9 protein-coding genes are annotated in these 12,848 nt (G+C 64.5%); 5 read left to right on the top strand and 4 right to left on the bottom strand.

The annotated features are described in order from the left end of the window. Positions 1 to 199: 199 nt before the first annotated feature. Positions 200 to 1,609, top strand: a complete 1,410-nt coding sequence (locus tag AC1MLZ_RS01915; RefSeq protein WP_480961443.1) for a coniferyl aldehyde dehydrogenase — start codon at positions 200 to 202, stop codon at positions 1,607 to 1,609. Positions 1,610 to 1,811: 202 nt separating this feature from the next. Further along, positions 1,812 to 4,220 (top strand): TonB-dependent receptor domain-containing protein, encoded by a 2,409-nt coding sequence (locus AC1MLZ_RS01910; protein ID WP_480960196.1) that lies wholly within the window; start codon positions 1,812 to 1,814, stop codon positions 4,218 to 4,220. Positions 4,221 to 4,266: 46 nt separating this feature from the next. Here the strand turns inward: AC1MLZ_RS01910 and AC1MLZ_RS01905 are convergent, their stop codons facing one another. After that, complete coding sequence (locus tag AC1MLZ_RS01905; protein ID WP_480960195.1) at positions 4,267 to 6,264, bottom strand: ATP-binding protein; 1,998 nt, start codon at positions 6,262 to 6,264, stop codon at positions 4,267 to 4,269. After that, entirely contained in the window at positions 6,248 to 7,741 is a 1,494-nt protein-coding gene (locus tag AC1MLZ_RS01900) for an ATPase domain-containing protein (protein WP_480960194.1), read from the bottom strand. Before AC1MLZ_RS01900 ends, AC1MLZ_RS01905 begins: the two co-directional genes overlap by 17 nt. 173 nt (positions 7,742 to 7,914) lie before the next feature. Here AC1MLZ_RS01900 and AC1MLZ_RS01895 point away from each other — a divergent pair, with 173 nt between their 5' ends. The 3 genes from AC1MLZ_RS01895 to AC1MLZ_RS01885 are packed head-to-tail and all read left to right on the top strand — an operon-like array spanning position 7,915 to position 9,568. Beyond that, positions 7,915 to 8,430 carry a DNA-deoxyinosine glycosylase gene (locus AC1MLZ_RS01895; protein WP_480960193.1) on the top strand — a complete coding sequence of 172 codons (516 nt, stop codon included), beginning with the start codon at positions 7,915 to 7,917 and terminating at the stop codon, positions 8,428 to 8,430. Positions 8,431 to 8,440: 10 nt separating this feature from the next. Then, positions 8,441 to 8,941 carry a DUF1993 domain-containing protein gene (locus AC1MLZ_RS01890; protein WP_480960192.1) on the top strand — a complete coding sequence of 167 codons (501 nt, stop codon included), beginning with the start codon at positions 8,441 to 8,443 and terminating at the stop codon, positions 8,939 to 8,941. Positions 8,942 to 8,983: 42 nt separating this feature from the next. Beyond that, positions 8,984 to 9,568: a DedA family protein gene (locus tag AC1MLZ_RS01885; protein ID WP_480960191.1), complete on the top strand. Its 585-nt coding sequence runs from the start codon at positions 8,984 to 8,986 to the stop codon at positions 9,566 to 9,568. A 402-nt stretch (positions 9,569 to 9,970) separates the two neighbouring features. Here AC1MLZ_RS01885 and AC1MLZ_RS01880 read toward each other — a convergent pair whose 3' ends face one another. Further along, positions 9,971 to 10,189, bottom strand: a complete 219-nt coding sequence (locus AC1MLZ_RS01880; protein ID WP_480960190.1) for a hypothetical protein — start codon at positions 10,187 to 10,189, stop codon at positions 9,971 to 9,973. A gap of 122 nt (positions 10,190 to 10,311) precedes the next feature. Beyond that, positions 10,312 to 12,789: a TonB-dependent receptor plug domain-containing protein gene (locus AC1MLZ_RS01875; protein WP_480960189.1), complete on the bottom strand. Its 2,478-nt coding sequence runs from the start codon at positions 12,787 to 12,789 to the stop codon at positions 10,312 to 10,314. Between the last annotated feature and the right edge of the window lie 59 nt (positions 12,790 to 12,848).

Raw genomic sequence — 12,848 nt, 5'->3', positions numbered from 1 at the left:
CATACAAAGTCGATCGAAGTCAAACACGGCAATTTCTGAAATTTCCGTCCGAAATTACCCGTTGGCCGGTGACTATGGATGCAAAAGGTGGTGCAGACTAATATCGCTGCTCAGATTTTTACTTTTGCTCGTCGTGTCGAGAATTTAACGCCGCTCCACGCCCATTCGAATATCTGCCAAGGATGTCCCGATGACCGACATGCACACCATCCTCGCCGCCCAGCGTGACGCATTCATGGCCGAGATGCCCGTCACCAGCGCCGTCCGCCTCGATCGGCTGAAGCGCGCGGCGGCGATGGTGCGGGATAACGCGGCGCGGTTCTGCGACGCGGTGTCGGAGGATTTCGGGCATCGGAGCCGCGAGCAGACGATGATCACCGATATCGGCGCGTCGCTCGCGCCGATATCGCACGCCGCCAAGCATCTCGATCGCTGGATGAGACGCGAGCGCCGCGCGGTGCAGTTTCCCCTCGGGCTGCTGGGTGCGAAGGCTTGGGTCGAGTATCAGCCGAAGGGCGTGATCGGCATCATCGCGCCGTGGAATTTTCCCGTGAACCTGCTGATGGCACCGCTTGCAGGCGTATTCGCCGCGGGCAATCGCGCGATGGCGAAGACGAGCGAATACACGCCCGCCACCGCCGCGCTGTTCGAGGAACTCACCCCCAAATATTTTGCACTGGACGAACTCGCTATCGTCTCCGGCGATGCAGAGGTCGGCAAGGCCTTCTCCGCCCTCCCGTTCGATCACCTCGTCTTCACCGGCGCGACTGCGATCGGTCGTCACATCCTCCACGCCGCCGCCGACAATCTGACGCCCGTGACGCTGGAACTGGGCGGCAAGTCGCCCGTCATCCTTGGCGCATCGGCGGATATCGCGCGCGGGACCGAGCGCGTGACGCTCGGCAAGATGATGAACGCCGGGCAAATCTGCTTGGCACCCGACTATCTGCTCGTTCCATCCGAAAACGAGGCGGCGGTGGTGGACGGCATCAAGGCGGCGGCGAGCGCAATGTACCCGACGCTGCTCGCCAACGCGGACTACACTTCGGTGATCAACGACCGCCACCACCAGCGCCTCACCGACTGGATCGCCGACGCCCGCGCCAAGGGGGCAACCGTCGAGGTCGTGAACCCCGCCAACGAGGATTTCGCCAGCGCGAATTCGCGAAAGATGCCGCTGCACATCGTCCGTAACGCGACCGATGACATGATCGTAATGCAGGAAGAGATCTTCGGCCCGGTCCTGCCGATCCGCCGCTATGACGGGATCGACGATGCGATCGCGCAGGTGAGTCGCCGCGATCGTCCGCTCGCGCTGTATTATTTCGGCAGCGACGACACCGAGCGCCGCCGTGTGATGGACCGGACGATCTCGGGCGGCGTGACGCTCGACGACGTGATCTTCCATGTCTCGATGGAGGACCTTCCGTTTGGTGGCAGCGGCCCGTCGGGGATGGGCGCGTATCACGGCATCGATGGCTTCCGCACGTTCAGCCATGCGCGCGCGGTCTACAAGCAATCGAAGTTGGACGTTGCCAAGCTTGCGGGGCTCAAGCCGCCTTATGGTGCGGCGGCGGCAAAGACGATCGCGCGGATGATGCGGGGGTGATGGCTTGCGTAAACCACGCGTGCCCTCACCCTTCCCACGGCTAAGTAGCTGCGGGTCTCTTCCCTCTCCCCGGTGGGAGAGAGCGTTTGGACACTACCGTAACAATATCGACGATCGTCGCGGAATCGTCTTCGATCTGTCGCCGCCGCGTCACGCGGATCGGCAAAGGGCCGCTGAGCGCCGTCGCGCTTCAGGGGACATCATGCAGACCATATCGTCGCTCTTCGCCGGTGTCGCACTCGCGGCGCTCGCCACGCCTGCCGCCTTCGCCCAAGCCGCGCCAGAGTCCGCGCCGGAAACTCCGGTAGCCGCGCCGGCAGAGGTCCAGGCCGACCCCGCAACCGAGACGTCGGCCGACATCGTCGTGCTCGGCTTCGGCCAGAGCCGTCAGGTGCAGAGCGTCAGCGCGGTCGATCTCGCGCGCCTCACCCCGGGATCGAGCCCGCTCAAGGCGATCCAGAAACTTCCCGGCGTCAATTTCCAGGCGTCCGACCCGTTCGGTGCGTATGAATGGGCGGTCCGCATTTCGTTACGCGGGTTCAACCAGAACCAGCTCGGCTTCACGCTGGACGGCGTGCCGCTCGGCGACATGAGCTATGGCAACGTCAACGGCCTGCACATCAGCCGCGCGATCATCTCCGAGAACGTCGCCCGCACCGAGGTCGCGCAGGGCGCCGGCGCGCTCGGCACCGCGTCGACCAGCAACCTCGGCGGCACGATCCAGTTCTTCAGCGACAAGCCCCGTGATACCGCCAACGTCACCGGCGGCGGGACCTATGGTTCGGACAGCACCTATCGCGGCTATGCACGGATCGACAGCGGCGATCTGGGCGGCGGGCTCAAGGGCTATCTCAGCTACGGCTATCTGACGACCGACAAGTGGAAAGGCGACGGCGTCCAGCGCCAGCACCAGGCGAACGGCAAGATCTTCAAGGATCTCGGCGCGGTCGGCAGCCTGTCTGCGTTCCTGAACTTCTCCGATCGGCGCGAGCAGGATTACCAGGATCTGAGCTACGACATCATCCGTCGGCGTGGCCTGCGCAACGACAATATCGCAAACAACTATCCGCTCGCGCTGCAGATCGGGAAGACCTACCAGAACCAGGCCGCACTCGCCACGTACGTCCGGGCGAACAACGGCTCGTCGGTCGGGTTCGTCGCACCTTGGGCGGGTACCGGCACGACCTTCCCGACCGGGTTCGGTACGGTCGACGATGCCTATTTCGATGCTGGCGGCGTGCGTCGCGACTACCTTGGCGGCGTCACGCTCAACGCGAATTTGACGCCCGAACTGACGATGGTGACCACCGGCTATTATCACGACAACAAGGGCCAGGGGTCGTGGATCACGCCCTACTCGCCTACTGCGGCGGGGACGCTCAACCAGGACGGCAGCGCGATCACCGCGCCTAGCCCGCTGGGCTTCCGGACGACGGAATACAGTATCAAGCGCGGCGGTGCGCTCAGCAACATCGCCTATGAGACGGGTGCGAACACCATCGCAATCGGCGGCTGGCTGGAGACGAACACGTTCACGCAGGCGCGGCGCTTCTACGGGATGACCGATAGCGCAGAGCCCAACCGCGATGTCCTCAAGTTCCAGAAAAACGCGTACGCGACCCAGTGGGACGGAAAATACGGCACCGACACGATGCAGTATCATGTCGACGATACGTTGAAACTTGCCGACGACCGGCTCGTGATCAACGCCGGCTGGAAGGGCGCATACGTCGTCAATCGTGCGACGATGCTGCCGGCGACCACCGCGCCGCTGGCGGTCGGGCGGATCTCGGCGAAGGACTGGTTCCAGCCTCAGGCGAGCATCCTGTTCAAGCTGAGCCCCGCAGCCGAGGTTTTTGCGGACTATACCGAGAACATGCGCGCGTTTGTGTCGTCGGCGACGACCGGACCATTCGCGGCGAACCAGGCAGGCTTCAACGCCGTTCGCGGCCGCCTCAAGCCGGAGCGCTCGAAGACAGCAGAAGGCGGCGTCCGGTTGCACAGTGGACCGTTCCAGGCGTCGGCGGTCGGCTATTATGTCGACTTTTCGAACCGGCTGCTGGCGTTCGCGAACGGCGTTGGCATCCTCGGCAATGCGCCCACGCTCAACAATGCCGGCAGCGTGCGCACGTACGGCGCCGAAGTCTCGGCCAATTACCGCGTGTTCCGCCCGCTCTCGCTGTTCGCCAGCTATTCCTACACCAACGCGGAATATCAGGACACGGTCACCGACACCTCCGGATCGGTCCAGGTCCGCAAGGGCGATACCGTCGTCGATACGCCCAAGCACATGATCAAGGGCGAGGTCGTGCTCGAACAGTCGGGCTTCACCGGCCGGGTCGGCGCGGACTATATGAGCAAGCGCTACTTCACCTATCTCAACGACCAGTCGGTGCCCGCACGCGTGCTGGTCGACGCAAGCATCGGTTACCGGTTCGAGGGTGACGGCGCGCTGCACGGCGTGGCGATCGAGGGCAACGTCACCAACCTTACCAACAAGAAGTACATCGCGACGATCGGCTCGAACGGCTTCACCGCAAGTGGTGACAACCAGACGTTGCTGGCGGGCGCGCCACGGCAGTTCTTCGTATCGTTGAAGAAGGGCTTCTGACGCTAGCTACCGTGGCGGGTCCGACGGCAAACCGCCGGACCCGCCGTCATTCTACTGCTCGGAGTTTGGGGCGTCTCGGCGGTGATTGCCGCAAAAGTTCGTCCACTCGCGCCGCGAGATCGGTCTGGCGGAACGGCTTGGATAGGCGGATCACGTCGCTGGGCACGTCTTCGCCGGCCGCCGCATATCCGGTGACCAGAAGCGCGGGAATACGGTTTCCGACGGCGCGCAGTTCGGTAATCAACTGCCCGCCCGTCATCCCCGGCATGAGATAGTCGCTGACCAGGATATCGGCGTCGACGCCCGAGCGGATCGCCGACAGCGCCTGGCTGGCGGAGGCGACTTCAACGACGACATAGCCGATGTCACGCAGCATGTCGGCGGTTGCGGTCCGTACCAGATCCTCGTCGTCGACCAGCAGCACCTTCGCGGCGCGGCGCGCGGCAACGGGTTCGGCGGCGTTTTCGACGGTGTCGACTGCGGCTTCGTCGGTCGCGGGGAGCCATAGCTCGACCGTCGTCCCGGCGCCCGGCTCACTGGTCAGGCGGAGCGTGCCGCCTGATTGCGCCGCGAGCCCGTGGACCATCGACAGGCCGAGACCCGTCCCCTTGCCGACGCCTTTCGTGGAGAAGAACGGTTCGGTTGCGCGGGCCAGCGTCGCACGGTCCATGCCCACGCCCGTGTCGATGGCGGCGATGCGGACATAACGATCGGGCGCGAGGCCGATCGCGTTGCGGTCGTCGACCACCGTCTCGCTGACCGACAGCAGCAGCTTGCCGCCGCCCGGCATCGCATCGCGCGCGTTGATCGCGAGATTGAGCAGCGCGAGCTCGAGCTGGTTGGGGTCCACGCGCGCCGACGACAGATGCCGGGGTATCTCGATCGTCACCGCGATCGACGGCCCCAATGAGCGGCGCATCAGATCAACCAACCCATCGATCAGCGCGCCGATATCGACCGCCTTGGGTTGCAACGCCTGTCGCCGCGCGAACGCCAGCAGGCGTTGCGTCAACGTTGCCGCCCGCTCGGCCGCCTGCAAAGCCCCGCCGATCATCCGCTGCGTGCGTTCGTCGTCCTTGTGCCGCCGTCGCAGCAGATCGAGGCTGCCGACGATCGGAGTCAGGAGATTGTTGAAATCGTGCGCGACGCCGCCCGTAAGCTGGCCGATCGCATCCATCTTCTGCGCCTGCGCGAGTTGCGCATCGGCTTCCTTGCGATCGGTGACGTCCGAGACGACGCCCGTCATCCGCGATGCCCTGCCAGTTTCGTCATAGCGGACACGCCCCTTGGCGACGAGCCACCGCGACTGACCGTCGGCCGCGTCGATGCGGTACTCGACATCGATGCTGCCGGTACGCTTAGCCTCGGTCATTGCGCGCGTGACAGTGCCGCGCTGCTTGGGATCGATATGGCTCAGGAACGTCTCCATGCTCCAGTCCGGCCGGCCCTCCGGGTAGCCGTAGATCGCATCGTGCCGCAGCGTCCGCCGAGATTCGCCGGTCTGTAGATCGATGTCCCAACTACCCATGCCCGCCGCTTCGAGCGCGATTTCGAGGCTTTCGCGCGCGGATCGCAGCTCGCTCGTGCGGTCCAGCACCGCGCGTTCGAGCGTTACCGCAACGTCGCGCAGTTCATATTGCCGTCTGCGCGCGGTCAGGGCCGACCGGATCGCACCCAGCATCGCCTCGGCATGCAGCGGACGTTCCAGAAGAATGACGTTGCCGAGATTGCTCAGCCGCTCGGTTGCGCGCACGGTCCGCGGTGCCTTGGTCCCGTTCGTCAGCACGACGAACGGGATGTCCGCCCAATTGGGTTGCGCCGCGACCCAATCGCCGAGGAGCGTAGTGTCCTCGATCGTCAGTGCCTCCTCGGTCAGCATCACGACCGCGGCACCAGCATCCAGCTCGGACAGCAACGCGGCTTGGTCCCCGCAAACGACGGCATCGATCTCGTTCCGGCCGAGAAGATCCGCCGCAATGATCGCATCGCGCCCCCGTGGTGCCAGGATCAGGACGCGGTCATCCATGTCAGTCGCGTCCGTCACGCGCCCCCATTCGGCTGGCCATCAACGTCTTTCCTTCGCCCGAGAATGTCGGAACGCCGGTCAGCACACCCTGGAATTCACGCAGGGGCTCGCCGACCAGCAATCCGTTGCTACCGATCTGAAACTCACGGATCGTCCGTTCGTGCCGTGCGGTGCGCGTCTTGATGACCGAAATCGCCTGCCGCACCTCGCCATGCGCCTCGAAATAGCGAAGCTGCACGATGGTGTCGGAGAGATAGCTCAGGTCGACGTCGGACCGGACGTCGCCGGTGATTCCGTGCAAGCCGAGGATCAGCAGGCTGACAATGCCCTTCTGCCCCAGATAGGTCAGCATCTCGTGCATCTGCAGGATCAGGAACTGCTCGTTCGGCATGGCCTGCAAATAGGCGTTGAGGCTGTCGATCACGACGACCTTCGCGCAATGCTCCTCGACCGCCGCCCGCACCGCGCCAGAGAATTCCCCCGGCGACATTTCGGCAGGATCGATCGCGCGCAGTTCGAGCTGCCCGTTGTCGACATAAGGGATCAGGTCCATGCCGAGGGACGCGCTTCTCTTCAGCAACGTCGGCAATCGCTCGTCGAACAGGAAATACGCCGCCCGCTCGCCACGTTTCAGCGCTGCGATCATCGACTGGACCGACGCGGTCGTCTTGCCGACGCCAGCCGGGCCGGTCAGCAACGTCGCGGTGCCGGGGATCAGTCCGCCGCCCAGCAGCGTGTCGAGCTCGACGGACCCCGTCGATACGGCCTCGTCCGAATATTTCATGACATGTTCGGACGCGACCAAGCGCGGATAGACGCGCAGGCCGCCGCGTTCGATTTCGAAATCGTGATAGCCACCGCGATACCGTACGCCGCGCATTTTGACGACGTGCAGGCGCCGCCGTTGCGCGCCGAAACCGGACAAGGTCTGTTCGAGCGAGACGACGCCGTGCGCGATGCTGTGCAACTGGAGATCGCTGCCCGAGCCGCTCTTGTCGTCGAGGAACAATACGGTGCAGGCGCGCGTCGAGAAGAAATGCTTGAGCGCGAGGATCTGGCGCCGATAGCGGATCGGGCTCTGCGCGAGCAGGCGGAGTTCGGACAGGCTGTCGATCACGACGCGTTTCGGGCGTAGCTCGTCCACCTTCGCCATCACGTCGCGGATCGTCTCGCCCAGTTCGACTTCGCTCGGATGCAGCAGCGTCTGTTCGTGATCCTCGCCGAGGCCGTCTGCGGGCACCATCTCGAACAGGTTGAGCGCATCCAGCGACCAGCCATGCGTGGCGGCCACTGCGCGCAGTTCGATCTCGGTTTCGGCTAGCGTGATGTAGAGCCCGGCCTCGCCGATCGAGGCGCCGGCCAGCAGGAACCCAAGTCCGAGCGTGGTCTTGCCCGTGCCTGGCGTGCCTTCGATCAGATACATTCGGTCCGGTGTCAGTCCGCCGTTCAGAATGTCGTCCAGACCCGCGATTCCAGTCCGTGCGAGCGCCGGCAATTGTGCGTCCTGTGCCAACCCGGCAACCCTCCATCGATCGAGCACGCCACGTCGCGCGCGATGCATAACGTGGGTTATAGAGACTAACCCCTTGACCGGCTAGCCTTCCACCACCGACTTGCAGGTCGTGCGTCAGCCGTGACACGGCACGCGCCGTCATGCGAGGGAGGCTCATGCCGCTGAAGCACTCATTTCCGCCCGTTGCCGATCCAGACGCGCGCGTGCTCGTGCTCGGCAGCCTGCCGGGTGATCGGTCGATCGCAGCCCAGCGCTATTACGCGCATCCGCAGAACCAGTTCTGGCGGCTGATGGCGCCGGTCGTCGGCATCGATCTCGTCGCGCTGGACTATGACGACCGGCTGACGACGTTGCGCGCGAACGGCGTCGCGTTGTGGGACGTGGTCGAATCCGCGCGACGGACGGGCAGCAGCGATGCCGCGATCGTCGATATCGCAGGAAACGATATTGCAGGACTTGTCGCCCGCCTGCCCCGGCTTCGCGTGATCGCGTTCAACGGTGGCACCGCGTTGAAGCAGGGACAGAAACTGCTCGGGCCGGATTATGAGGGGCCGGCGATCGTCGCGCTGCCATCGAGCAGCCCGCTCCACACGATCGGGCTCGCCGCCAAGCAACCCGCCTGGAACCAGCTTGCCGCGTTCCTGCTCGACCCGCCCGGATTGCCAGCCTAGGTCTGGGTCCATGACCAGCCTCTATGATCTCACCGTCCCTGCCTTTCGGCGCGGGTTCGCCAGCCTCTCGGCGATCCTCTCGACTGGCGAAGCGTTCGCGCGCGACAGCGGCATCGCCGAAGCGGACATGCTCGGCACCCGTCTGATCGCGGACATGGCGCCGCTGACCGCGCAGGTGCAGCGTGCGAGCGATACCGCGAAGGGCGCGATGGTTCGGATCGGCAGCGTCCCGACGGTGGCGATGGCCGACGACGAAACCACGTTCGCCGCGCTTCAGCAGCGTATCGCCGCGACGCTCGCCTTCCTGGACACCGTGCCGCGCGCCGCCATCGACGGCAAGGAAAGCGCAGCCGTTACGCTCGTCACGCCCAGTCGGACGGTTGAATTCACCGGACAAAGCTACGCGCTCGGGTTCGTGCTGCCGAATTTCTATTTTCACGTCACGACAGCCTATGCCTTGCTGAGGATGCGCGGCGTGGCGATCGGCAAGATGGATTATCTCGGCCGTTAGGCAAGGCTGGCGAACGGCACGACGCTGCGGCAAGGACGGGGCATGTCGATCGAAACGCTCATCGCCCAATATGGCCTCGCCGCGATTTACCTCGGTGCAGGGATAGAGGGAGAGACCGCCGTCGTCACCGGCGGGCTGCTCGCGCATCAGGATCTGCTGCCGCTCTGGGGCAGCGCGGCGGCGGCGATCGCGGGCTCGTTCGCCGCGGACCAGCTCTTCTTCCTCGCGGGTCGCCGCTACCGGGACACGGTACGGGTCCGCAGGATCGCGGCGAAACCGGCGTTCGCCAAGGCGCTCGACACGCTCGAACGCCATCCGACGGTCTTCATCCTCGGCTTCCGCTTTCTCTACGGCCTGCGCACGATCAGCCCGATCGCGATCGGTACGTCGCATGTCCCGGCACGCACGTTCATGGTGCTCAATGCGATCTCGGCCGCGGTCTGGGGCGTGCTGTTCACCGGGATCGGCTATCTGTTCGGCGACACGTTGCTGGACGCGGTCCATGGCATCATGCCGAAGCACAAGCTGGCTGGTGTCGCGATCCTGGCGATCGTGATCGCGTCGGTGATGGCGGTGATCCGGTACTGGCGCGGACGGCGATCGAACACCGCCACGTCCCCACGCTGACGATCCACGTCACGTCCCGAATAGCGCAGCGACGCCGTCGGCCGGTTCGAGCCGATGGCACACACGCGGCCGTATCGATCCAGCCACGAAAAACGGTGGCCCAGCAGAGGGGTTCTGCTGGACCACGAGGTTCCGTCTAGGGAGCTTCACTTCGCCTTGACGTTACCTCCTCGTAATACACACCGATTGCATAGGGAATAGGATTCGTCAGTATCCGCGGCGGATCGAGTACTAAATGCGACCAGCTAAATTCTCTCGTAACCTCGCGAATATAAAGGTTTCAATACGAAAAAAGGCGATACGTTCCATGCTGAAATGGAACGCATCGCCCTGTTCTTTGGCGCGTAGAGAAACGACCGCGGTGGACCGATCTTTATCTGCCTTTATGTCGACCGTAAGCGATCAGAAAGCGTTTCCGCTGCTGTTCAGATCGGCGGAGTTCTCAAGATCGGCCGAGTTGCTGGTCTCGATGCCGTCGACTGCCGACAGGTTCGAATCCGTGTCCTCGACGATCGTGTTCGTCTCGATGTCGGTGACATTCGACGTGTCAGCCGGCTTGGAGCATGCGGCAAGGCTGAGCGCCATGACTGCAATCAGTGGCACGATCGTGATCTTCTTCATCGAATGGTCTCCGTGGTGACTAATTCAGAATTACGACCGCATTGCGCAACATCGGTTCTGGAACCGAAAGCTACCGAGCGATGCGGTCGAACGCAATACCCTATCGTGACGCTATGATTTAATCACCAGCTTAAGCCGGCGCGCGCATAGACGTAGCGGCCGTTGAACCCGAACGGCGAGTAGTAGGGGAAGCCGATCACGCCGGTCGGATTGTTCGCGACGACCGTCGCATCGGGATAGACGTCGAACAGGTTGCTGACGCCCAAGCCGAATTGCGCACCCTTCTTTGCCTGATAGCGGAGTTCGAGATCGGTGATGACGTGCTTGCCGCTATGGACGTCGCCGGCCTCGGTCGTGCCGGGCTGGTTGACGTCGCCATAATAGGTGACGCGGGCGGTGGCACCGAGATTGTCCAGCGACCAGTCGATCGAGCCCGTCACCTTCTCGCCCGGCGTCCCGTTCTCCAGCGACTCGATACGGCTACGTGCGAACAGCGTCGGCGCCGGATTAAGCGCGGAGGTCGAGGTCGGCACCCGCGTCACGTTCACGTCGTTGACGTTGCCCGCGATCGTGAGGTCGAATGTGCCAGCCGCATCGGTTGGCAGCCGGTAATGCGCGACCGCGTCGATGCCCTTGGTGGTCGAGGCGAGCCCGTTGATGAAGAAGCGCGCGGCGGATGCGCCCGATCCCGCGAGCAGGTCGCGGATCTGCGTGTTGACCGCGTCGGACTGGCTCGTCGACGTCGTGATGTTCTCCGACAACCCGATCTGGTTGCGGATATGGATGCGGTACGCGTCCACGGTCAGGTCGAACCCGCCGAAGCGAAAGACCGTGCCGACCGACAAGTTGGTCGACTTCTCCGGCTCCAGCGGGAGGCCGCCCAGCCGGGTCGCTATGGGGCTCACCGAGGGGTAGGTGCCGGTCTGGATCGGGCTCCCGTTTTGAATGACGGTTGCGACCGAGGTGAAATATTGCTGCTGAAGCGCTGGCGCACGGAATCCGGTCGAGGCCGTCCCGCGCAGGGCGAACCACCGCGCGAAATCATAGCGGGCGGAAATCTTGCCGGTCCCGGTCGAGCCGAAATCGGAATAATCCTCGCCGCGGCCGGCGAGGCCGACCAGGAACTTGTCCGTCACCTGTGCTTCGATATCAAGATAGACGCTGCCGTTGCGGCGGCTCCGCTCGATCGCGTTGTCCGGCGAAAAACCGCCAAACCCCTGCGCCCCCGGTGGTGCGGTCGGCAGCGCGCCGGTCACCGTGCCAGCGGCGGGATAGCCATAGGATGCGAGTTCGCCCGACTGGATCTTGAACCCTTCGCGGCGCCCTTCGAGACCGAAGGCGACGTTCACGCCCTGCAGCACGTCGAACTTGCGATCGACGTCGAGCCCGACGATGTACTGGTCGTAGATCAGCGCGCCGTCCGAGAAGTCCCTTGGCGTGGCGCTGCCATAGGCGTAGTTCGCCGAGTTGAGCGTGCGGAAGCCGATCTTGTTGCGGCCATAGCTGACGTTCAGGTCGACGTTCCAGTCGGCGACCTCACCCTTGATGCCGAGCGCCGAGTTGATATCGCGCGACTTGGTGTTGATCAGCGGGAGGAAGCCGTCGGAAAGTCCTGCCAGGTCCAGTCGCGCGACAGCTACCGGATCCGATGCCAGCGGCAACCGCGGAAAAGCCGCGCTACGCGTGTCGCGGTCCTGATAGCCGAGCCAGCCGTACAGCTTCCACGTACCGCTCAGCGTCGTCCCGGCATTGGCAAAAATGCTGTATTGCTCGACCTTGGGATCGCCGAAGCGACCGGTCACCCGGGCCGGCGTTCCGGGGACCCTGACCAGGGGACGGTTGTCGAAATCGGCACGGTTGGTCGCCTGACGGTTCAGATATTCGCCCGAGATGGTGAGGAACCCGTCCTCGCCGAAGCCGACGCCCTGCCAGCCCGACACCGACACGGTCGGCTCGCCGGTTCTGCTGCGACTGCCGCGCGCGGTGTCGATATCGGTGTTGTAGAAGCCGTAGGTGACCGATGCCGCGCCGCCCGAGCGGGCTTCACGCAGGCGGAGATTGACGACGCCGGCGATCGCGTCAGAGCCGTATTGCGCCGACGCCCCGTCGCGCAGCACTTCGATCCGGTCGAGTGCGACGGTCGGGATCGTGTTCAGATCGACGGCCGCCGAACCGCGGCCGACCGAGCCACCGATGTTGAGCAGCGCCGCGGTATGGCCGCGCACGCCGTTGATCAGGACCAAAGTCTGGTCGGGCGAAAGGCCACGCAGCGTCGCCGGGCGGATCGCATCGGTCCCGTCGACCGCGGACGGCCGCGGGAAGTCGATCGACGGCGCGATCGCCGACAGCGCCGCGCCAAGCTCGGTCGTGCCCTGCCGCTGAAGTGCCGCCGAGCTCAGCACGTCGACGGGTGCCGCGCTGTCGAGCCGCGACCGGCCCGCCGTCCGCGTGCCCGTGACGATGATATCGTCCTGCGTGTCGGGCAGCGCCGCGGCCTGTGCAGTGGCATCGGCCGGCACGTCCTGGGCGTATGCGGCGTGTGCGCTGGCGAAGGCGAGGGTTGAGGCGGCAAGCGCCAACGCGGTACGATAAGCAGTCATATTAGAGTCCCTGTAGGTGAATCGTTCTGAGACGATCTTTGCGGTAGGCGTGAAACGAT

Source organism: Sphingomonas sp. PEI4, from assembly GCF_056679955.1.
Note: the sequence above shows the minus strand (reverse complement) of the source record. Positions and strands in the feature narration are given on the sequence as shown.